Below are 21,606 nucleotides of genomic sequence, written 5' to 3' on the forward strand. Positions count from 1 at the left end.
GCAGTTCGTCCCCTCTTTTTGAGCTAACTTATGCGATAGTCACCACTGTTGTATGGTGTCTGCCCGCAAGCTCCATATGGCTCTCTTCCGATTGCTGCTGACTCATGACCGATAATCCTGCAGTTGCTGCCAATAAAAGAACTATCAAACTCGTTTTCATATAAATGACCCCCATTTTGAATTTTTGATATGGCTTGAATTTTCCTTTCGTAAAACCGGGTAGATACTTCAAACAGTCCAAGCTCATTGTAATAATGAGCCGCATCAAGTGCCAATTCCTCAATATCTGGGTATAAGCGCTTGTCCTCGAGCAGGTCTAATGTATCGTCTATGATTGTTATGTCTGCATCAACGTACAATGCTTTTAAGAACTGAAATTTGCAGATGTAAATTTCATCTTCTAATTCACAGGCCTTCATAATACCTTGTTGATAGAGGGTTAACGACTCTTCTATTTGTTTTTGTTTAAACAGGATTTGTGTCAGCATAAATAGTGGGTCTAGAGAGCGATTAAGATGGGTTAAATTCTCCTTTTCAAACACTTCAATAGAGTCTTTCAGATAACGGCTTGCTTCCGCAAGATCGTTCATTTGATAATAACAGTTACCTAAGTTGAAAAGGGCCGAACCTATGACTCGAGGGTTTCCAATTGAGCGTGCTCGCTTTAGAGCATTTTTAAAGTAGGGCAATGCATGTTCATAGCATTTCAAATCATCATAGTTTGCACCAATGACAAATTCACAGTGGATGATTCTCAGCGTGTACGTTCTGTAGGCAGAATACGTATCTAACGCTTGCAAGGCATAGTGCATCGAAAAGTGGGTTTGTTTCATGTGGTAGTAAATTTCTGCTAATTTAAAGTAAAATTCTGCTCTTTCTATATCATCTGATATGAGATTGAGCTTTTTTTCTGCTGAGCGGTAATAAGCAATGGCACTTAAGTAGTTTCTCTGTTCAAATTCAAACATTCCTGTGAAAAAATGAACATAGTATTCAAGCATATCCGTTAATTTCGTTTGTGAATGTTCGATCGTTTCTAGCAAATTCTTAATCTCTTCATCATTCGAGGCTTTCTTTGCCGGTTCAAAATATTCAAGCATTACCTTGTGGCGAAAATCCATCAGCTGGTAAAACAATAACAAGTTTTGATCCTGCTCCATTTCGAGGATTTCCTGCTCGATCTCCGCCTTCAGCTTCTCTGCTTTCATCACATGAAATCCGCAAATCTGCCTATACCATTCGTTTATTTTGATTCCAACCTGAGGCGATGACAGCTTGAGCTTCAATTCACTTTAGCACCTCCCTTCTCATATACGATACATGTTGTATTCTATCACATTTCCTCGAATGGAAGAAATATGAAATGTCATTTTTCGCAAAGTTTTCGGTATCCCGCAATAAACGCTGCAAATGCCTATTTTTCGGCATTTACAGCCATTATTTTTTCTATTTCCAGCTTGCTCATTTTGTCGAATTGTTTGTTGAAAAACTGCTTTTTTTGCTTCAAAAGATCATTTTTCAGATTAGACAACCGTGCCGTTTGATGAGATGATGAACGCACGAAAAAAACCCTTTCGAAAAAGGGCTTTTATAATACATCTGTTACTTGGTCCATATTCTCTTTGATCCAATTAACAGCTAATTCGAGCGTTGGAAATTCTTCCGTTTCAAATGTGACTTCATCTTGAAGAAGCCAAACGTCCTTTTTCACCGAATCCATTCCACCTATTGACCAGTGCAAAAGGCTATAGGGATGATTGTTATTTAAAAACGACACCCATGTTTTATTTTGTGCCGTATTTTGTATCACTTTTAGCTTTTGATCCACTACATTTCCACCTTACTTTACAAGTATACCCATTCTCGGGCTGAGTATTTGTTGAGGACTTTTCAACATGAGTGTGTTGGCTTTTTCATTAAAATCAATCGTCATTTCCTCGTCAAAAAAGACCTTTTGTGCTGTGTGTATGTACAGCTTAAAGAGCTGATTATGCTTGAGCTCTTCCCATTCGCCTGTTCTTTCACCTGTGAGCCAAATCATTGGGACACCGCTTACCGCACAGCCGCACCCATCTGAATCATATCGAAGGAGCAGTTCTTTTGTTTCATGCGCTGCTTGTTGTTTTGTAAGGAACGCTGCTGCTGGTTCTGTTATATGAATATACATGCCGAACATCCTTTTTTCGTTGATTGTTACATTGTAACATATCAGTCATTAATTAAACATGTTCACGTCCTGCCAGCTCTTATGTCTGATCATTTTTCTTTAACTGCTCTGACCAATTGTACGCCTCTTGTTCAATTTCTTTAATGAGCCCATCTTTTCCTTTCATATAACTTGCCATATCTTCAGGATATGCTTTTGCCAATTGACGCTTTTTATCGGCATAGGCTTTGGCACGATCAGGTGCAGCCTTTAAATAATCTCGGAACACCAAATGCCTTTTTACATCATCATGTCCAGCTTCATAGGCGTGAACGTGATGTGTTCGATTCAAGCCGCCTTTTCTAAAAAAACGTCTTCCCTTGAGTCCATTTTCTCCGAGCGGTTCATATCCAAGCTGACGAAACAGGTGGTTACATTCATCTAAGCGACTGATATGCTTCACCTCTAGCAATATATCAATAATTGGCTTAGCCGCCATTCCTATGACTGACGTACTGCCAATATGGTGGCCATATATCCAGTTGTCGCCAACTATCTTTTTCAGCTTGTCATGCTCATCTTGAAATTGTTTTGGCCAGCTCGCTTGGTATTCAATCACTTCCACTTTTCGAAGCATCAAACGTTCCATCTTTGTTAACATCAGATTGTTTTCCACCTGCAAACGATCCTTCTGTTTAAACCCTAGTTTTTCATAAAGCTTGATTGCTGGTATATTTGCTTCCGCTGTTGTGAGCTCAATTGTTTTTTGATGCTGGATGATGGATTGCAGGAGCTCTGTCCCGATTCCTTGATTGACATGATGTGGATGCACAGCTAACCGGCTGAGGATGATCCGATCGTCATGCAGTTCATATGAAGCGATCCCTAACAAATGCCCCTCTTTTTCAAATCCTATGAAAATCTCATTTGTTTCTATTATGTCTTTAACCGTTTCTTTTAAGGGCGGTAAATCTTGATAGCCAATTTGCTCTGCCTCCCGCTGATATGCAGCCAATTGGATATGTAACAGCTCTTTTGCTTGTTCTTTATTTTTTTGATTCAGTCTAATGATCATGCTTTCGCCTCCAGCTTTTTCACAAACAGCACCCTGTCTTCATGAATGCCGTCGTAATCTGAAAAAACTGAAATGCCATCGACCGTTTTATCTCCCTTTTCTATCTGAAAACCGAGCTTTGTATGGTAAGCAATTGAGACTTTATTGACAGGAGCTGTGATGGCCTTAATCGTTGTTCTTCCTTCCTTTTCAGCCGCTTCATAAAACGCTTGATAGAGAATTTTGCCAATCTTCAATTTTCGGTGGTCTGGATGTACCCCCACAAAGTGAATATACGCTTCATCTGAATGCGATTGCGATAAAAAACCGACTAAAAAGCCGATCAGTTCACCTTTTTCAACAACGACAAAACTTGTTTGCTGAAAATGTTCGAAAAATAGCTTTGGCAATTTTGCGCGCAAATCTCTGCCTCCCCACCAGCTTTGAATGACGGATGTGACCGCATAAAAATCTGACGGCTTCACTTGACGTATCATGATGGCCTCGCCCCTTTTCATTTTTAGCTGTACCGTTTCACAAAAAATCAACTGTTTCAATAGTCTACCTGTCTGATCAATTGTTTGTAAAGGTGATGTATCAGCCTTTTTTCCTTCAGCTTTGTTGGTTCTTCGTCTTTTCGCGGTCATCTCCTTTTAAATCTTCACACTTATTTCAAAAAGTTCACTTTTTATGCGAAAGATCCATTCTTTTGTTATGTTAAAATTGTTCATATAAGAAATGGAACAAAAGTTTATTGGAGATGATGATATTGGTTTGGATTGTTACTTCACTTGTTGTGTTTAGTCTTTTAAAGCTGCTTGTCACTTCGCTGCCTTCTGGTGTTGTTGAACGCCTTTTTAGTCGTTATGCGGTGCATGCAAAAGTAACAAGTGATCAAACAACGATGACGTTTCAAGGACGTCCACTCGATGATCAGCAAACATCTGAAATTATTCAACATTTTAATGATGCGATCTTTATTGAACGCTATTATATTTATCCTGGTGACGAAGAACGTTTTCTTCATCCGCAGGAAGGACCAGCGCCGCTTACCATGCAAACAAAGCTTGGCAAGCATGATGTGACCCTTTATCTGTATCATTACGATGACCACGTGGATGTGGTGCGGCAGTTTACTCATAAGCCTAAGAAAAAGCTAACGGCCTATCGTTTGCGTTCTGAGCCGCTCCAAGCATCCAATAACTTGGCACATGCTTAAAATGGCTCATTTTACACAGATGAGACGAAGTGGAGACACTTCGTCTTTTTTGTATGGATTTACACTCTTCTCTTTGAATGATTTACCAGTATCAATTTCACCTTCTGGCGGTTAAAATATATACAGAACATACGTTCTAAGAGGTGAAAATGATGAATGAACGAGCCATTCTGCTTGTGGATATGCAGTCATTTTATGCGTCGGTCGAAAAAGTGGAGGCTCCCCATTTGAAGGATGTGCCGCTCATCGTCTCAGGAGATCCTGAGCGGCGGAGCGGGGTCGTACTTGCGGCCTGCCCGCTCGCTAAAAAACGGGGCGTACAAAATGCATCAAGATTATGGGAAGCACAGGAGAAATGCCCTGAAGCCGTCGTCGTACGTCCACGTATGCAGCGCTACCTTGATGTTTCTGTCATGATGACAGAACTGCTTGAACAATACACAGATCTTGTCGAACCCTATTCAATTGATGAACAGTTTCTCGATATTACGGGGAGTGTGACACTACTCGGTTCACCCCGCGAGATCGCCCAAAATATACAAACGACCATTATGAACCAAACAGGCATTTACGCACGTGTTGGCATTGGTCCTAATAAAGTGCTCGCTAAAATGGCCTGTGACCATTTTGCTAAAAAAAACACATCTGGCATCTATGAGCTTCGTGCAGACCGGGTGGCGGCTGATTTATGGCCGCTTCCGGTTGGAAAACTATTTGGCGTCGGTAAACGAATGGAGCACCATTTAAGACGAATGGGCATCAGTACCATTGGGACACTTGCTACTTATCCGTTAGACCGGCTAAAAAAGCGCTGGGGAATCAACGGGGAGCTTCTGCAGCGAACTGCTTTAGGACACGACCCTTCCCCGGTCACTCTTCACACACATGATCAGCAAAAAGCGGTTGGGCATCATATGACCCTTCCCCATGATTATGCGTCCTTTGAGGACATCAAAGTCGCCATTCTTGAATTGAGTGAAGAAGTGGCAAGACGTGCGCGCTTCAAGCATTATGTTGGGCAAACGGTGTCTGTTGGCGTAAGAGGCGCTGATTTTTCTCATCCGACTGGATTTCATAGACAAATCAAGCTCCATTCACCCACACAGTACGGGACAGATATTGCAGACGCAGCCATTCAGCTATGCCAGCAGCACTGGGACGGCCAGCCCATTCGCAGTGTAGGTATTACTCTCTCGCAGCTGCAGCCTGACAGCCAATATCAGCTGAGTTTATTTGATCACCATTTAAAAAAAGACAGACTCAGCAAAGTATTTGATGCCATCCATATGAAGTATGGACCTGCTGCACTCTTGCACGCTTCGTCACTAACAAGCGCAGGGCAGGCGTATCACCGCGCCGAAAAAATTGGTGGACATTACAAATAACGGAGGCGAACATCCATGAATCCCAATAAATTAACACCTGGATACAACATCATGTGGGAATCAAGCCGAATGATGCTCCCAGAGCACCGCGAACAGCTGCTTGCTCAAAAACGGAAGAAAAAAGAATACACGCCTCCTCCGCTGAGCACTGATCAGCTAGAGGAAATGAATTTTTTGATCACACAGTCGATTACAGAGGATCAAGCGATTTGCGTGACATATGCTGCAGCAGGTATGAAACAGCAGTTTTGGGGCTGGGTGAAAGCCATTCATTATGAAACGCAGCGCATAAAAATCGTCAATGATGAAGATGTTCTCCACCTGTCCTTGCAGCAAATTGCCGCGATTGATCTTGATTAAATGGTCTTTAAGTGATCGTACGAATCGGCAGATCTAAAAGACATAGAAGCATCGGCAGAAAAAACATGCTCTCCAAATTTGCGGGCTATTCGGAGCTCCTCTGTCATATGGCGGATGTCTCCTCCATCAAATTGTGTATTTAATTTGCACAATTTTTCATGTATGATTGGAACATCTTAACACTCAGGGGAGAAACAGCATGAAAAATAATTTACGTACTTTACATCCACTTAGTTGGACGATCATCATCGGCACCATATTCGGCCGAATGGCGACGTCCATGAGCATTCCTTTTTTGGCCGTTTATTTGACACAAGTCAAAGGGGCTTCAGCTTCTTCAGCTGGGTTAATCATTGCCGTCAGCTCCCTTATTGGAATCGTTGCGAGTTTTTACGGCGGCTATGTTTCTGACCGAATCGGCAGAAAAAAAGTCATGCTTCTATCCATCTTCGGCTGGTCATTTGTCTTTGTTGGCTTTGCGTTTGCAGATGCCATTTGGGTCTTCTTCCTCATGAATGCTTTAAATGGACTGTGCCGGGCACTGTTTGAACCGACGTCTAAGGCACTCTTATCTGATGTCACCCCATCAAGTATTCGGTTATTTGTTTTTAATTTACGGTATACGGCCATTAATATTGGTGTAATCTTCGGCCCGCTGCTTGGCTTATATCTCGGGTCATCGAAAACAACGTTTCCATTTCTTGTCGCTGCCTTTATTTATTTGTTATACGGATTAACACTGGCCTGGCAATTTCAGAAACATCCAGTTGCTGCTCCAGAAAGCACAAAACAAATCAGCGTCAAAAAAGCCCTTTCCATTATTCAAAAAGATACGGTCTTTAGCATCATCCTCATCGGCGTTACCTTATGTTCGTTCGGGTATTCGCATTTAAGCTCAACACTGCCTCAATACTTATCAGCGTCACCTATGATTGAGGATGGTCCTAAACTGTTTGGATATCTTTTGTCTTTAAATGCAGTGGTTGTCATTGTCGTACAATACCCGCTCATCATGATTGCGAAGCGCTACTCCACCATTTTGTCGCTGACCACTGGGAATATTCTTCTTGCCGGCAGTTTGTTTGCCATTGCTTTTTCACAGAGTCTCGGCATGCTTGCTTTCATCATTGTCGTGTTTACGATTGGCGAGGTTCTGCTGTTTGCGATGATGGATCTTTTTGTAGACAATATTGCAAAGCCTGAAGTGAAGGGATCTTACTTTGGTGCGATGGGATTTTCTCAGCTCGGCAGCGTCATCGGACCATTTGTCGGCGGACTGTGCATTGACTATTTTGGCGCAGCCCATCCCCTCTCCATTTTTACGGTCTTATCGATGATCACCATTGCAGGCGTTCCATTCTTACTCATAGGATATTACCGTTTAAAAAAGCGATCGGCGGCGGCCGTAGCTGTTAAAGTAAGTGGAGATCATTAAAAAAACCGCTCTCTCGTTTGAGCGGTTTTTTCTTTATACCCGGCGGATGGCGATCTCTTCCACCTTGTGCTGATCACCTTTTTTCAAAATGAGATCAGCTCGATATTTTGTCGGCAAAATATTTTGATATAAATTAGGCCGATTCACGGTATTCCAAATCGTGCTTGCCATCTGATCTGCCTCTTCATCCGTCAAATCTTTATATTGATGAAAGAAGGATTCAGGGTCTTGGAAGGCTGTTTCTCTTAGCAAACGAAACCGTTCTTTATACCATAATTGAATTTGCGTTTCAGCGGCGTCTACATAAATCGAAAAATCAAAGAAATCTGATACAAACACACGCGGTTCATCCTTCAGATCATCCAGCGCTGGTGATTGGAGCACATTGATTCCTTCAATAATGACAATATCTGCATCCTCTACTGTTTCATACACCCCTTCAAGCCGATCATAGGTCAGATGCGAATATACCGGGGCATGCACAGTTTGTTTACCTGATTTTAATTCATTTAAAAAAGACAGCAGAGCTTTGACATCGTAGCTTTCTGGAAATCCCTTCTTTTCCATCAGCCCTCGATCCTTTAATTCTTTTTGAGGATATAAAAAGCCATCTGTTGTCACAAGACTTACCTTCAGCCCATCTCCAAGCCTCGATAAAAGAGTTTCAATGATACGAGCCGTTGTGCTTTTCCCGACAGCTACACTTCCAGCAATCCCAATTAAAAAGGGAATTTTGGCATGATGCGGGTAGTTTAAAAAGGCATTCACATGCTGGTTTTTTTGTTTTTCTGCAAAGACATGTAATGTCAGAAAACGAATAAGCGGTATGTAAATATCTCGAACTTCTTCAAGCGATAAATAGTCATTTAATCCTTGCAGCGCTCTCGCTTCCTCTTCTGAAACAGATACCGGCATATATTCTCCAAGAGCGGCCCAGGCCTCTCTCGTATGGCGCGTGTATAGCGTATTAAAATCTAGTCGCGTGTCACTCAAAGTCTTTCCCACCAATCTTCACTAAACTCGTAACCCAAAAAGACGATAATCCGATTGTAGCTTAAAATGAAGGCGCTGTCTTTATTTTTCAGCGAAAGTTTGCTTGTTTTGCGAAAAAAAGCATTAAAAAAAGGAATATGAGGGTAAATAAGAGTATTCAGTACGATAGATAGAAGGGAGCACACCAAATGAAATATGTGATGATTGGCGGAGATGCAGCTGGAATGAGCTGCGCGATGCAAATATATAGAGAGGATCCAAATGCACACATTGTTGCTTTTGAGAAAGGAGAGATTTTCTCATATGGACAGTGTGGACTCCCCTACTTGATCGGCGGTCTCATTGATCATCACAGAAAGCTGATCGCACGCAGTGCTGAAACTTTTCGTGAGAAATATGGAATTGACGCCAGATCCTTACACGAAGTGACCTCCATTGACCCAGAGCAAAAAACAGTGTCGGGTCATCATACAAAAACAAAAGAACCTTTTACAGAAAGCTATGACCGTCTTTTAATTGCAACAGGAGCAAGCCCTGTCACACTGGATTTAGACACTCAGCCATTAGAAGGCGTACACGTATTAAAAACCATCCCGCATGCGATGTCCATTTTGAACCATTTAAAAAAGGACATCACACATGTCACCATCATTGGCGGTGGATATATCGGCCTTGAAATGGCTGAAAATTTAAAAGCGCTCGGAAAAAACGTACATATCATTCAGCGGGGAGCAGCACTCGGCCCAGGCTTTGACTCCGATATGGCAAAATACCTTAAAGAAGAGGCTGACGCCAAGGGCATTCACGTATCGCTTGGAGAAACAGTGCAGCAATTAGAAGGCAAGTCACATGTCACAGCTGTTATCACAGACAAACAAACCATTCAAACAGATATGGTCATCATGGCCATCGGTGTCACTCCGCAAACCTCCTTTTTACATCATACCGGTATCAAGCGTCTTCAAAATGGCGCTATTGCAGTAAATCAATACATGCAAACCAATATAAAAGACATTTATGCTGCTGGTGATTGCGCGGCGACCTATCACCGCATCAAAAAATCACTGGATTATATTCCGCTTGGCACAACTGCGAATAAACAAGGGAGAATCGCAGGCTTTCATATGACAGGAACAAACCGGGCGTTTCAAGGCGTGACTGGAACAGCCATCATGAAATTTATGGACGTGACAGCGGGAAGAACAGGCTTATCAGAAAAAGAAGCAAAAGCAGCGGACATTCCTTTCTCCGTGATCACCATTGATAGTACAGATCACGCGAAGTATTACCCAGAAGCGCAGAAAATGAAAGTGAAACTAATCTACAGAAGCGATGACCATACCTTGCTTGGTGCCCAAATCATCGGCAGAAACGGTGTAGATAAACGGATCGATATCGTGGCGGCTGCCCTTTACCAAGAGCTGACCATAACAGATCTTGAAGATTTAGATATTAGCTATGCACCGCCCTTTAACAGTGTATGGGACCCGCTTCAGCAAGCGGCAAGACGGATATAGAAAGTGGCGCAATGAAGCCTGATCAAAAAAAGAAACCAGTTCAAAACCGGTTTCTTTTTTGTTACTTTTTCATCAACGCTTTGCGTGCTGCTTTTTCAAATAAAAATGGGAATATCTGATACAATTTGCTGCCAGCGTTCATCCACCCGGGCAGATTAATCTCTCTCTTTTTCGTCATCATGGCAGATACGACTTTGCCTGCCACCTTGTCCGCACTCAGCATCATAAAGTCAACGTTCTTCACATATTCACCGCTGCGGTCAGCGATGGTAAAGAAATCTGTTGCAATCGGTCCTGGATTGACTGTTGTTACGTGAATGCCTGAGTCTGCCAGCTCCATTCTAAGGCTGTTTGAAAATCCAAGAACGGCATGCTTTGATGCGGAATAAATGGCTGATTTGGGCGTCGCAACCTTTCCTGCCTGGGATGCGATATTGATAATATGTCCCTGCCCTCTTTGCTTCATCTCAGGGATGACCTTTTTCGTGCAAGCGATTAAGCCAAACACATTGACCTCAAACATCGACACCATTTCTTCGATGGACGCATCTTCGACGAGATCGAATACACCAAAGCCGGCATTGTTGACCAAAATATCGACCGGCCCCACTTCTTCATACGCGCGATCAATGTCATCGAGCTGGCTGACATCAAGCTGGGCGATGTGACACACCCCGCCAGCGCTCATAATTTTTTCTTTCACATCTGTAAGCTTTTCTGTTCGTCTTGCTGAAATAATGATTTCTGCGCCTTCTTCTGCTGCCAAGTACGCCATTTTTTCACCAATGCCCCCAGATGCGCCTGTAATCCAAATTCTTTTTCCTGTCAATCGCCCCATACGTTTCACTCCTTAGTTTGCCCTGTAATAGACGATTCCGTCTTTTTCTACTTCTTCAATTTGCCCAGCCGCTAAGAGCACATCAAGCTGACCGACTGTCTCTGACATCGTTAAAAATAAGGCCTCTTCATATAGCACTGGAAATAGCTTACGGCAAAGATGAAAGGCCGTCATTTCTTTTTGTTTGAGCAGCTGATACATTGTGTTTGCCCGTTTTTCTTGTTTCTTAAATCTTTCTTCGATCAATTCATGGTGAGCCGTGATGAGCTGACCGTGTCCTGGATAAATCGTCTTGATTGGCAGACGCAATAACCGATTGAGTGATGTTTTATATTGAAGCAGTGATTTTTGACGTTCCTCACCTTCATCCGGTGCTTCCATTAACGGATTTGAGGAAATGGTCGTCAAAAGCAGGTCGCCGCCAATAAAATTCCCCGTTCTTTCGTCTAGAAAGGAAAGGTGAGACTGTGCGTGTCCGGGTGTTTCCATTACAAAGAAGTGTTCATGCCCGCTTAAACGATCACCTTCTTTTATGACCTCATCCACATGTGAAGTACAAGAATATGTATAAGATTGCTTCACCATTTTTTCACACTCATTTTGTCGAAGCGGCACACCTAACTGCTGAAAAAAAGGAACCATAAAGTCCACTTGGCGCTGCTTAAACACTGGATCCTGACTAATATACGGCTCATTTAGCTGGTGCCCGATCACACGGACATGAGGTTTCATCAAATTCAATAGACCGACATGATCTGCATGATGATGGGTCAGCACCACTTGATCAATATCGTCTATCGATAAACGATGTTCCTTTAGTTGGGTGACAAAGGCATACTCTGCCTCTTCTGTCATCGGCCCGCAATCTACTAAGGTTACGGCCTCTCCTTTTAATACATATGCATGGACATCCCCAACGGCAAACGGCGTCGGGATGGATAATTGAATGATGTCTTCTTTCACTTTTATATGTCATCTCCTGCTTTTTGACTCATGATTGTGGGACTCAGTCTTCTTACTTCATTGTATCTTGCAAAAGGCAGACTGTCATGCGGTTTAGATGGGCAATTTTTTTAACTGCCCCTATTGACATAAACTTGTCCATCGTTGCATAATGAACAACAAATATATGATGCGCGATGACAAGGATTAGTAAGCAAAATAATGATGCAAGAGAGTGAGGTCCGCCGGCTGTAAGACTTCACCATCCTCTTATTTGCTGAACCTGCCCTTTGAGCTGTTAGGCAAACCTAAACGTTTCCCGCGTTAAGGGACTAGAGCTGAGTATGCATGTTTGCATGCTAATTGAGGGTGGTACCGCGAAAAACCTTTCGTCCTTTTCAGGCGAGAGGTTTTTTTATTTTCTACAAGGAGGAGCAGCTTATGAGTAAAATTGGATTTATCGGTGCAGGCTCGATGGCAGAGTCTATGATCAAAGGTTTATTAAAAAGCGGCATGATGTCGAATGAAGATATCATTGTCACAAACAAAACGAATGAAAAACGATTAGAGGAATTACAGGCCCGATATGGGGTCAAAACGGATTTCGCTCGGTCCTTTATTTATAAAGAAGCAGATATTCTCGTATTTGCCTTAAAACCGAGGGATGCAGAAAGCGGAATTTCTGAAGTCCAGCCTCATTTACATGGACAGCTGATCATTTCGATTTTAGCGGGTATTTCCATTGAAACGATTCAACACTACGCTGGCGGCAAGAGTGCAGTCGTTCGTGCGATGCCAAATACATCAGCGGCAATTCAGCAGTCAGCAACAGGTATTGCCGTAAGTCGTGAAGTTACTGAAAAGCAAAAGAAAAAGGCCGTCGAACTGTTTGAAACAATCGGGCACGTCACCGTATTAGATGAATCACAGTTAAATGCGGTGACAGCCATCGCAGGCAGCGGCCCTGCCTTCATTTATCATTTGATAGAAGGAATGGAGCGAGGTGCTTCGGAACTTGGAATGGACCAAGCAACTGCGAAATTACTCATTTGCCAAATGATTGCAGGCGCCGCCAATATGCTTCAAGACAGCGGAAAAGAACCTGCCGAACTGCGCAAAGAAATCACAAGTGAAGGCGGAACAACAGAAGCCGGCCTGAACACACTGGCTACCTATCAATTTGAAGAGGCCGTTGTCGATTGTGTCAAAACAGCCACTAAACGCGCAGCAGAATTAAACGAAATGTTTTCAGCAAGCACGTATAAATGAATTTGAAAGCACCTGTTTTGATGCGGGTGCTTTTTCACTGCCTCATTGACATGATGGCTTTGATTTGATCCAGATGATGTTGTTCATGTAAAGCGATGGTTTCAGCTAATATTTGAACGGTCATCAGTCCTTCTTCCGGATGCAGGCCTGATTGTTCCCATATATCTTTTTCTAATAGCCTAAGCGTGTTGTATCTTCTCTCTTTCATCCGTTTGATCAATGCTTTGATCTCCTCTGCGTTATACCATTCATACGCTCTTTCTTTCACATACATTTCAGGATCATACGATTGAAAGGGCGTTTGATCATCTGATATCGCCTGCTCTATCCGCTCTGACCAGACTTCTTCTGTGTCATACAAATGACCGGCGAGCTGCTTGATTGACCATTTCCCCTCCCCTAAAGATTGATCCAGTGTGTTATCATCACAAGCCTCCACTAGCTTCTCAAGTTCACGCATACTTTCCTGAAGCGATGTGATGATGTCTGTTTTTGTTAATATCCCAGTTTCCATTTAATGTTCTTACCCCCTACAAATAATTGTAAGTCTTCATCAATATCATACTCTATTTATCTAAGTGGAAAGATCGTTTATTTAAAAATAGAAGCCCTATCATCAAGATAGAGCTCTTCACACATCTACTTACTTTTTCTCTAATAAAGCATGAATCGTTGATTCTAGTAATTCTGGCAAAATGCCAAAAGAGAACGGGACGTGCAGCCGCTCTGTCCATTTGTGCGGGTCCTTTCCTAATGGACCCACGTTGATGACTGGAACGTAAAGGGCTTCCTTTTCTCCTTGCGGTAAAGAATAGCCTTTTTGGTAAAGCGGCATATTGGTCGTGTAATGACCTACCTCCTGCTTTTCGAGCTGTAAGTAACTTAAATCAGACAATCCCGGGAAATATTTCACTTCCTCTACTTCAAGTCCGTACACCTCTTTTGCCTCTTCTTGAATCTTCTTGAATGTCTTCTGAATATGCGGATCTTCTGTTGAGGAGACAGAAGGGTAAAATGGCGGACTATAAAATAGAACAATCAGCGGTCCTTCTTCCTTACAAAGCGTCGTCAGCTCCGAGACAATTTTCGTTGAAAAATCACGATCTCCAAGCTCACCCCGGTTGGCAAAGGCATAGTTGACAATGCGCTCAACCTCCTGTTCACCAGAGCGTTCTGCGGCCTTTTGATACAGCTCGTGATACGTGAGTACCGTAACCCGAGTGTCAATTGGTGTAAAGTGTTTGAAGCGCTGAAAGTCAGCAGTTTTCTGCTGAAGATTGGCCTCGATTTGGTCTGCTGCTTGTTTCGCAGTATCATAGAGAAGGCCGTGCAGTTCTTCACTTGAACGTTTCATCATGAGCACATTAAATAAAGATACGGCTGTGTGAGGTGTTTGAACGGAATAGGCTTCTTTCAAGTCCTTTTGCATTAAGTTCGTTGGGGGCGGCGTTACTTCACCATCTACTTCCTCACAATAATCACTATTGAGCTCTAACAGCCTGTTTAGTTCAGATACCATAAAATTCGCATTTAAGCCTGAGAATGGCTCTCCTACATGCGTTTCAATCCCTTTACAGAAAAATCCGGCTAATACCTTTCCTATACTGCCTGTATACATATAATGATGTTCATCCCCTGGATACTTTTCAAACATGGGCTCACTGTTTAAACACGCGGTATAGTCAAGGTCATGCTTTTCTTTAAGCTCCTTTAGTTTCGGGACAGCCTCAAGCATTCCTTGTGAATTCACTTCTTCATCAGGAACTGTGACAAGCAGGACATTTCCATCAAATGTTTCTGTCATCGCTCTTTCCAGCATAGAAAGCTGCACGGTGAGCCCTGCTTTCATATCCATGGCCCCTCTCCCAAACAGCCAGTCGCCTGAAGCAAGGTCCTCTCTTGCCCTCTTTGGAAGAAGCGCATTTTTTTGCGAAAAGGATGCCATTAACTCTTCAGGCTTGCATGCCATGTTTTGAAATTCGCCGTAATCTTCTGTATCAACTACATCAAAGTGACTAAGAAGCAGCACGGTACGCCGCAGCGTACTGCGCTTCACAAGTGCCGTTAAATAATACCGGCCATCTTTCATCGGATGCAAAGCCAAATGATCAGGGTTCTGCTCAAAATAAGGCCGTTCCCTTAGCAAATAATATAAGTATTCCGCTAACGCGACTTCTCCTGTTGTACCTGATATGCTTTCATATTGCATAAGAGCTGTCAGGAGCTCCTTTAGTTCACTCTCTGTTTGCCATTTCATCCGTTCTCCCCCTTTGATGTCTCTATCTCTCCATTATACAAAAACGTGTATAAAAGCTATATTCTTTGAGCACCTTTTATGACGAAAGTTTGAATGGCTGTTATAATCGGCTATACAATTCCATGAGGAGGCGAAGGTATTTGGAAACAAAACTCTTTTCACCTTGGACATTAAAAGGTGTTACACTGAAAAACCGCATCGTGATGTCCCCGATGTGTATGTATTCATCTTATGACCGTGATGGGAAATTACAGCCTTTCCACTTCACACATTATATTTCCCGTGCACAAGGTCAGGCTGGCCTCATTATGGTGGAAGCAAGTGCTGTATCTCCTGAGGGAAGAATTAGTGATCAAGACCTCGGTATTTGGAGCGATGAGCACATTGAAGGTTTCGCTTCATTAAACGAACAAATCAAAGCATACGGAACGAAGACAGCCATCCAGCTAGCCCATGCAGGACGTAAAGCTGAACTTGATGGGGACATCCTTGCACCATCAAGCATTCCATTTGATGAAACATCTAAAACCCCTGTCGAGATGTCTGTTGATCAAATCAAAGATACCGTTCAGGCGTTTCAGGATGCAGCTGTACGGGCAAAAAAAGCGGGCTTTGACATCATTGAAATTCATGGTGCACATGGCTATTTAATCAATGAATTTCTTTCACCGCTTGCGAACCACCGATCAGACGACTATGGCGGTTCACCAGAAAACCGCTATCGTTTCTTAAGAGAAGTCGTAGACGCAGTCAACGCCGTATGGGACGGACCTTTATTTGTCCGTGTGTCGGCTTCTGATTACACAACAAAAGGACTTGATATTGCAGATTATATTGGGATTGCCACTTGGCTCAAAGAGCAAGGTGTCGACTTAATTGATGTCAGCTCAGGTGCTGTCGTACAGGCGAAAATCAACACATTCCCCGGCTACCAAGTAACATTCGCAGAGAAAATAAAAGAAGGGGCCGGCATTCAAACAGCTGCTGTCGGTCTGATCACATCTGGTGTACAGGCAGAGGAGATTTTACAAAATCAGCGTGCGGATTTGATCTTTATTGGCAGAGAATTTTTACGGGATCCATACTTCCCGAAAACAGCTGCTCAAGAGCTCCGTACATCCATCGAAAGCCCGCGTCAATATGATCGCGCTTGGTAAAAGCTCTTAGGAAAAAAGGTGTCTATTTTTCGAAATAGGCATCTTTTTTGTTTTTAAGAGAAACATATCTGCCTTTTGTGCCGTCTTTTAGCTAAAGAACCACTTAGAGGAGATGGAAGAATGAATTCGGCAATGATTGAAAAAATGTATCATATAGATGGACACCATTTTTATACAAAACATCGTCAAGGCAAAAGGCAAGCCACGATTATCTTTGAAGCTGGCTACGGCATTTCTAGTGATACGTGGTCGAATATGGCCCGTGATATTGACCCAGAGCTTGGGGTTTTCTTATACGACCGTTTAGGAAATGGAAAGAGCAGTGAGAGCGGTGAAGGAAGAACCTTGCATGACCTCGCTGATGATTTAGATGCGCTGCTGAAAGAAGCCAATATTCAGCCGCCATTTCTCATCGTCGCTCACTCATTCGGCTCTCTTGTCAGCCGGCTATGGGCAAGCCGAAGAGGAGATGATGTCATCGGCATGGTGCTGCTAGACCCAGCAAGTGAGGAACAAGAGCAGGTGATCCTGCCGCTTTTATCAAAGGAAGAACGCACTTCATATATGGCGCAATTTACAGCAGAATGTACGCATGAGGACTTTCAGCAAATGTTAAGCACAATCAAAGAGGAGCAAACCCATTATGGGATGATGCCGCTTCTTGTCATTTCATCAGGTAAGAGCCGATTGTTTCATCCAGCGCATGAAGCTTGGCTCAGACTTCATAAACGCATGCTGTCTTTGTCATCCCAAAGCGGATGGATTCAAGCGCAGAACAGCTCGCACTATATTCATCATGATGAACCGCATATTGTACAGCTTGCCATCTATGATGTATGGTGCGCAGCCAAACAACCTGTCTCCTATTATCAAACTGCTAATTAAAACGAAAAACTCCTTGACCCATTATGAGTCAAGGAGTTTCTTTTATTTATGCCGTTGGAGCAGATTGACTTTTTTCTGAAAGCAGCTTTTCAATGCTGACAAGCTGAACACATAATGTAAAGATGTCAATCGCTTGCTCTAGTTCTTCAAGAGCCGGGAATGTTGGTGCAATGCGAATGTTACGATCAAGCGGATCTTTTCCATATGGATATGTTGCACCTGCACCTGTCATTGTGACACCTGCTTCTTTAGCTTTTTGCACAACCGCTTTTGCACAATGATCAAGTGTATTTAAACTAATGAAATATCCGCCATTTGGCTTGTGCCATTCAGCGATATCTTTTCCGCCAAGTTTTTCGTCAAGAATGGAAAGAACGAGGTCAAATTTTGGCTTAATGATCGCTGCATGCTTTTTCATATGTTCCTTCAAACCTTCTGGATTCTGGAAGAAACGAAGATGTCTTAGTTGATTGATTTTGTCAGGTCCGATCGTTTGAATCGATAATTGCTTTTGAGTAAAGCTCACATTGTCCGGGCTAGATGCCATCAGTGCAACACCTGAGCCTGGGAATGTAATTTTAGACGTAGACGCAAACATAAACACACGGTTCGGGTATCCTGCCTCTTCAACTGCTTGAAAAATATCTTTTAACGTATCAGGTGTATCCGTTAGATGGTGGACTGCATATGCATCATCCCAAAAAATGCGGAAGTCGTCTGCTTTTGTTTTCATTGAAGCTAGGCGGTCAACGACTTCATCTGAATACGTAATGCCGTCTGGATTGCTATATTTTGGTACACACCAAATGCCTTTAATCGCTTCATCTTCTGCGACCAATTTTTCTACCTGATCCATATCAGGTCCATCAGCCTTCATATCGACCGTGATCATCTCTATGTTAAATAGCTCACAAATGGCAAAATGACGGTCATACCCTGGGCTTGGTGCAAGGAATTTTACCTTTGGCAGCTCTCCCCAAGGTGTTTTGCTGTCACATACGCCGTGAGTCATCGCACGTGCAATGGTATCATGCATCATATTCAGGCTTGAGTTACCGCCGATGATGATTTGTTCAGGCTTTAAATTAAGTACATCTGCAAAAAATTTCTTCGTTTCAGGAAGGCCTGTCAAGCCGCCATAGTTTCGCACATCTGTGCCATCTTCAGCTGTCATTGCATCCTTTGATGTCACAACATCGAGCATGCCCATAGACAAATCGAGCTGTTTTGGTGAAGGCTTCCCTCTAGACATGTCTAAGTGCAAGTTTTTACTTTTGTAAGTTTCATACTCATTTTGTAGTGCCACATATAGGTCATTCAATTCTGCTTCACTTAATGCTGTAAAACCGCTCATCTTTGATTGTGCCTCCCGTATTCTTCATAGTTTAATTCGTCATTTGTTTTTTCTTCACCATTTTACCACTACCTGAAAAAGAGCGTCATCATAAATATCAAAAAAATCACACAACTTTTTTTGACGATTCATCCAATTTTTACAGGGTGCGTTCAATGGGGAAAGAAGAGAAATCATGTGCAGCTTCTGTCAGCGGGAATATATCGCGGGCTTCTTTCAACAGTTGTTTCAGTGCCTCTTCTCCTTGGTAACGTGCACTTATATGGGTCAAAATGAGCCTTTTTGCGCCTGCTTCCTGTGCTGTTTTCGCTGCTTGTTCTGTTGTGCTGTGATAATAATTGTAGGCTAAATCTGCATCTTCTTTACCGAATGTTGCTTCATGGACTAACACATCCGCATTTTTGGCAAGCCTTGTTATATTCTCGCACAAACGGGTATCTCCTGAAAATGCAACGATTCTCCCTTTTTTAGGGGGTTCCAAATAATCGGTTCCATCGATGGTTCTTCCATCTTCGAGTGTCACGGTTTCCCCATTTTTCAACTTCTGATACAAAGGTCCAGGTTTTACACCGATTTCTTTTAGGTCTTCGGCTTTTAATGAACCAGGCAGATCTTTTTCCACAACCCGGTAGCCGAAAGCCGGAATCCCGTGAGAGACTCTTCTTGCTTCTACTTGAAAGGTATCATCTTCAAATACGATCCCTTCTTCTATTTCTATGATATGCAGCGGATATGTCAAATGCGTTTGCGAGGCTGAAAGTGCTGCGTTTACAAAGGCCTTGATGCCCTTTGGTCCATAGATCGTCAATTCATCCTCCCCGCCTTGAAAGGATCTGCTGCCAAGAAGTCCCGGAAGGCCATATACATGATCTCCGTGCATATGTGTGATAAATATTTTCTCGATCTTTCTCGGTTTAATCGTTGTATGTAAGATTTGGTGCTGTGTTGCTTCTCCGCAATCAAAAAGCCACACTGCATTTCGTTCTTCTAAAAGCTTTAGCGCTGTGCAAGTGACGTTTCTTGTTTTTGCAGGAATGCCTGCACCTGTTCCTAAAAAGAGCAGTTCCATTACTTTTCCTCCTAAAGCCGGTATACAATATCTTCATTCATATAGAATACATGAAGACAAGGTAAATGTGAATTCAGCGGAATTTTTGAAAAAAGTGAAACGAGAGCAGAAAAAGTCGAATCAAATGTTTGCTTTACGAACAATGAACCTTTAAAATAAAGAAAATGTACATACATTCTCGGTTTTTACAACAATGCTACGAATAAAGTGAGGTACTTCTCGTGAATACAGAAACTAATAACCCTAAAGCAGTCATTGTCATTTTTGGCGCAACAGGAGACCTTGCCAAACGCAAGCTCTACCCTTCTATACATAGACTTTATCATAGCGGAAAGCTCGGTGATCAATTCGCTGTTGTTGGAGTTGGACGCCGTCCGTGGTCTCATGAGGACCTCAGATCTGTGGTAAAGGAATCTGTTTCTTCTGATGATGCAGAAGCGAAAACAGAAGAGTTCATTTCACATTTCTATTATCACGATTTTGACGTATCAAGCCCTGCTTCCTATCAATCACTTAACACGCTTCTAACAGGCCTTGAAGATACGTACAGTATTCCAAATAACCGCATGTTCTATTTAGCTATGGCACCTGAATTCTTCGGAACGATTGCGAAGTTCCTAAAGAGTGAGGGCGTATCAGAAACAACCGGCTGGTCACGACTTGTCATTGAAAAGCCATTTGGGCATGATCTGCCAAGTGCGAAAACATTAAATGAAGAAATTCGTGATGCGTTCACAGAAGATCAAATTTATCGTATTGACCACTATCTTGGTAAACAAATGGTTCAAAACATTGAGGTTATCCGTTTTGCGAATGCCATCTTTGAACCGCTTTGGACAAACCGCTATATCTCAAACATTCAAATAACATCCAGTGAATCATTGGGGGTTGAAGACAGGGCTCGATATTACGAAAATTCTGGTGCACTAAGAGATATGGTCCAAAACCATATGCTTCAAATGGTTGCCCTTTTAGCAATGGAGCCGCCAATTAAACTGAATACAGAGGAAATCCGCAGCGAAAAACGGAAAGTTTTGCGCGCTCTTCGTCCTTTCTCTAAAGATGAGGTCGATCAATTCTTTGTCCGCGGACAGTATGATACGGGTACGATTGATGGCAGCGTGGTTCCTTCTTATTTGGAAGAACAAAATGTTGACCCGAACTCAAACACAGAAACATTTGTTGCTGGGAAATTGCTGATTGATAACTTTAGATGGGCCGGGGTGCCATTTTACATTCGTACAGGAAAACGGTTAGAAAAGAAATCTACTCAAATCGTGGTTCAATTTAAAGACATTCCAATGAACCTGTACTATGGTAACGGAAATGCTATGCATCCAAACCTACTTGTCATTCATATTCAGCCAGATGAAGGCATCACCCTTCACCTGAATGCTCGCAAGCTGGATGGCGGCACGTATGCGAAACCGATTAAACTCGACTACCAGACAAACTATAACGACATCATGAATACACCAGAAGCATATGAAAAACTGATTCATGACTGCTTACTAGGCGATGCAACAAACTTTGCTCACTGGGATGAAGTGGCACTTTCTTGGAACTTCGTTGATCCGATTTCTGAGAAATGGGCAGAAAACAAAACATTAAAACCAAACTATCCTGCTGGTTCTATGGGACCGAAAGAAGCTGATGAGCTTCTAGAAAAAGATGGATATCATTGGTGGAACATATAAAATCAAATGAAAAAAGAGCAGTCTCCCTT

Annotated in this window: 21 protein-coding genes and 1 other annotated feature; of the genes, 9 read left to right on the plus strand and 12 right to left on the minus strand. The window is 42.6% G+C overall.

Annotated features, from left to right (window positions below; genetic code table 11):
- Positions 1-23: 23 nt before the first annotated feature.
- The 5 genes from MHI46_RS10885 to MHI46_RS10905 all read right to left on the minus strand — a co-directional run bounded on the left by MHI46_RS10885 (position 24) and on the right by MHI46_RS10905 (position 3,697).
- Entirely contained in the window at positions 24-1,286 is a 1,263-nt protein-coding gene (locus tag MHI46_RS10885; RefSeq protein ID WP_024428051.1) for a tetratricopeptide repeat protein, read from the minus strand.
- Positions 1,287-1,588: 302 nt separating this feature from the next.
- Entirely contained in the window at positions 1,589-1,828 is a 240-nt protein-coding gene (locus tag MHI46_RS10890) for a YqkC family protein (RefSeq protein WP_024422884.1), read from the minus strand.
- A gap of 12 nt (positions 1,829-1,840) precedes the next feature.
- A complete protein-coding gene (locus MHI46_RS10895; protein WP_047202238.1) occupies positions 1,841-2,167 on the minus strand; it encodes an iron-sulfur cluster biosynthesis family protein in 327 nt (108 codons plus the stop codon).
- Positions 2,168-2,246: 79 nt separating this feature from the next.
- Positions 2,247-3,221: a GNAT family N-acetyltransferase gene (locus MHI46_RS10900; protein ID WP_106025034.1), complete on the minus strand. Its 975-nt coding sequence runs from the start codon at positions 3,219-3,221 to the stop codon at positions 2,247-2,249.
- Complete coding sequence (locus MHI46_RS10905; protein WP_024428048.1) at positions 3,218-3,697, minus strand: GNAT family N-acetyltransferase; 480 nt, start codon at positions 3,695-3,697, stop codon at positions 3,218-3,220. Before MHI46_RS10905 ends, MHI46_RS10900 begins: the two co-directional genes overlap by 4 nt.
- Positions 3,698-3,969: 272 nt before the next feature.
- On the opposite strand from MHI46_RS10905, the gene MHI46_RS10910 reads away from it, so the two are divergent.
- The 4 genes from MHI46_RS10910 to MHI46_RS10925 all read left to right on the plus strand — a co-directional run bounded on the left by MHI46_RS10910 (position 3,970) and on the right by MHI46_RS10925 (position 7,599).
- Positions 3,970-4,419 (plus strand): YfmQ family protein, encoded by a 450-nt coding sequence (locus MHI46_RS10910; RefSeq protein WP_047202240.1) that lies wholly within the window; start codon positions 3,970-3,972, stop codon positions 4,417-4,419.
- A 152-nt stretch (positions 4,420-4,571) separates the two neighbouring features.
- A complete protein-coding gene (locus MHI46_RS10915; RefSeq protein ID WP_342503252.1) occupies positions 4,572-5,804 on the plus strand; it encodes a DNA polymerase IV in 1,233 nt (410 codons plus the stop codon).
- A gap of 15 nt (positions 5,805-5,819) precedes the next feature.
- Positions 5,820-6,164, plus strand: a complete 345-nt coding sequence (locus MHI46_RS10920) for a YolD-like family protein (protein ID WP_047202242.1) — start codon at positions 5,820-5,822, stop codon at positions 6,162-6,164.
- Positions 6,165-6,363: 199 nt separating this feature from the next.
- Positions 6,364-7,599: an MFS transporter gene (locus MHI46_RS10925; RefSeq protein ID WP_039179728.1), complete on the plus strand. Its 1,236-nt coding sequence runs from the start codon at positions 6,364-6,366 to the stop codon at positions 7,597-7,599.
- 33 nt (positions 7,600-7,632) lie between these two features.
- Here MHI46_RS10925 and coaA read toward each other — a convergent pair whose 3' ends face one another.
- Positions 7,633-8,592, minus strand: a complete 960-nt coding sequence (gene coaA, locus MHI46_RS10930; RefSeq protein ID WP_039179731.1) for a type I pantothenate kinase — start codon at positions 8,590-8,592, stop codon at positions 7,633-7,635.
- Positions 8,593-8,780: 188 nt separating this feature from the next.
- Here coaA and MHI46_RS10935 point away from each other — a divergent pair, with 188 nt between their 5' ends.
- Positions 8,781-10,109 carry a CoA-disulfide reductase gene (locus MHI46_RS10935; RefSeq protein ID WP_260774045.1) on the plus strand — a complete coding sequence of 443 codons (1,329 nt, stop codon included), beginning with the start codon at positions 8,781-8,783 and terminating at the stop codon, positions 10,107-10,109.
- A 61-nt stretch (positions 10,110-10,170) separates the two neighbouring features.
- On the opposite strand, the gene MHI46_RS10940 is transcribed toward MHI46_RS10935, so the two are convergent.
- A complete protein-coding gene (locus tag MHI46_RS10940; RefSeq protein ID WP_260774047.1) occupies positions 10,171-10,947 on the minus strand; it encodes an SDR family oxidoreductase in 777 nt (258 codons plus the stop codon).
- A gap of 12 nt (positions 10,948-10,959) precedes the next feature.
- Positions 10,960-11,910 (minus strand): MBL fold metallo-hydrolase, encoded by a 951-nt coding sequence (locus MHI46_RS10945; protein WP_260774049.1) that lies wholly within the window; start codon positions 11,908-11,910, stop codon positions 10,960-10,962.
- 167 nt (positions 11,911-12,077) lie between these two features.
- Positions 12,078-12,289: a binding site (T-box leader), on the plus strand.
- A 41-nt stretch (positions 12,290-12,330) separates the two neighbouring features.
- On the opposite strand from MHI46_RS10945, the gene proC reads away from it, so the two are divergent.
- The gene (proC, locus tag MHI46_RS10950) at positions 12,331-13,158 is read left to right on the plus strand and encodes a pyrroline-5-carboxylate reductase (protein WP_260774051.1); all 828 of its coding nucleotides are present in this window, start codon (positions 12,331-12,333) and stop codon (positions 13,156-13,158) included.
- Between the two features lie 34 nt (positions 13,159-13,192).
- On the opposite strand, the gene MHI46_RS10955 is transcribed toward proC, so the two are convergent.
- Together MHI46_RS10955 and MHI46_RS10960 are read right to left on the minus strand one after the other, a co-directional pair.
- Entirely contained in the window at positions 13,193-13,672 is a 480-nt protein-coding gene (locus MHI46_RS10955; RefSeq protein ID WP_212043134.1) for a DinB family protein, read from the minus strand.
- A 129-nt stretch (positions 13,673-13,801) separates the two neighbouring features.
- Positions 13,802-15,415: a M20/M25/M40 family metallo-hydrolase gene (locus MHI46_RS10960; protein WP_260774055.1), complete on the minus strand. Its 1,614-nt coding sequence runs from the start codon at positions 15,413-15,415 to the stop codon at positions 13,802-13,804.
- 140 nt (positions 15,416-15,555) lie between these two features.
- Between MHI46_RS10960 and namA the strand changes: the two genes are divergently transcribed.
- The gene (namA, locus tag MHI46_RS10965; protein WP_144491432.1) at positions 15,556-16,572 is read left to right on the plus strand and encodes an NADPH dehydrogenase NamA; all 1,017 of its coding nucleotides are present in this window, start codon (positions 15,556-15,558) and stop codon (positions 16,570-16,572) included.
- A 120-nt stretch (positions 16,573-16,692) separates the two neighbouring features.
- Positions 16,693-17,457 (plus strand): alpha/beta hydrolase, encoded by a 765-nt coding sequence (locus tag MHI46_RS10970; protein WP_024422899.1) that lies wholly within the window; start codon positions 16,693-16,695, stop codon positions 17,455-17,457.
- 46 nt (positions 17,458-17,503) lie between these two features.
- On the opposite strand, the gene MHI46_RS10975 is transcribed toward MHI46_RS10970, so the two are convergent.
- Together MHI46_RS10975 and rnz are read right to left on the minus strand one after the other, a co-directional pair.
- Positions 17,504-18,811 carry an aminotransferase class I/II-fold pyridoxal phosphate-dependent enzyme gene (locus MHI46_RS10975; protein ID WP_039179751.1) on the minus strand — a complete coding sequence of 436 codons (1,308 nt, stop codon included), beginning with the start codon at positions 18,809-18,811 and terminating at the stop codon, positions 17,504-17,506.
- A gap of 139 nt (positions 18,812-18,950) precedes the next feature.
- Positions 18,951-19,880 (minus strand): ribonuclease Z, encoded by a 930-nt coding sequence (gene rnz, locus MHI46_RS10980; RefSeq protein WP_260774059.1) that lies wholly within the window; start codon positions 19,878-19,880, stop codon positions 18,951-18,953.
- Positions 19,881-20,101: 221 nt separating this feature from the next.
- Here rnz and zwf point away from each other — a divergent pair, with 221 nt between their 5' ends.
- Positions 20,102-21,577, plus strand: coding sequence for a glucose-6-phosphate dehydrogenase (gene zwf / locus MHI46_RS10985; protein WP_058838005.1), 1,476 nt, complete (start codon positions 20,102-20,104; stop codon positions 21,575-21,577).
- Positions 21,578-21,606 lie beyond the last annotated feature (29 nt).

Origin of the sequence: Bacillus sp. FSL K6-1000 (assembly GCF_038630785.1) — a bacterium.
Lineage (GTDB): Bacteria > Bacillota > Bacilli > Bacillales > Bacillaceae > Bacillus > Bacillus safensis.

Bases quoted from the DNA above. Each gene is read 5' to 3' on its own strand.
- MHI46_RS10935 (WP_260774045.1), top strand. From the start codon at position 8,781: ATGAAATATGTGATGATTGGCGGAGATGCAGCTGGAATGAGCTGCGCG.
- proC (WP_260774051.1), top strand. From the start codon at position 12,331: ATGAGTAAAATTGGATTTATCGGTGCAGGCTCGATGGCAGAGTCTATG.
- MHI46_RS10915 (WP_342503252.1), top strand. From the start codon at position 4,572: ATGAATGAACGAGCCATTCTGCTTGTGGATATGCAGTCATTTTATGCG.
- MHI46_RS10975 (WP_039179751.1), bottom strand. From the start codon at position 18,811: ATGAGCGGTTTTACAGCATTAAGTGAAGCAGAATTGAATGACCTATAT.
- MHI46_RS10895 (WP_047202238.1), bottom strand. From the start codon at position 2,167: ATGTATATTCATATAACAGAACCAGCAGCAGCGTTCCTTACAAAACAA.
- MHI46_RS10900 (WP_106025034.1), bottom strand. From the start codon at position 3,221: ATGATCATTAGACTGAATCAAAAAAATAAAGAACAAGCAAAAGAGCTG.
- MHI46_RS10905 (WP_024428048.1), bottom strand. From the start codon at position 3,697: ATGATACGTCAAGTGAAGCCGTCAGATTTTTATGCGGTCACATCCGTC.
- MHI46_RS10955 (WP_212043134.1), bottom strand. From the start codon at position 13,672: ATGGAAACTGGGATATTAACAAAAACAGACATCATCACATCGCTTCAG.
- MHI46_RS10920 (WP_047202242.1), top strand. From the start codon at position 5,820: ATGAATCCCAATAAATTAACACCTGGATACAACATCATGTGGGAATCA.
- MHI46_RS10960 (WP_260774055.1), bottom strand. From the start codon at position 15,415: ATGAAATGGCAAACAGAGAGTGAACTAAAGGAGCTCCTGACAGCTCTT.
- MHI46_RS10940 (WP_260774047.1), bottom strand. From the start codon at position 10,947: ATGGGGCGATTGACAGGAAAAAGAATTTGGATTACAGGCGCATCTGGG.
- rnz (WP_260774059.1), bottom strand. From the start codon at position 19,880: ATGGAACTGCTCTTTTTAGGAACAGGTGCAGGCATTCCTGCAAAAACA.
- MHI46_RS10925 (WP_039179728.1), top strand. From the start codon at position 6,364: ATGAAAAATAATTTACGTACTTTACATCCACTTAGTTGGACGATCATC.
- MHI46_RS10970 (WP_024422899.1), top strand. From the start codon at position 16,693: ATGAATTCGGCAATGATTGAAAAAATGTATCATATAGATGGACACCAT.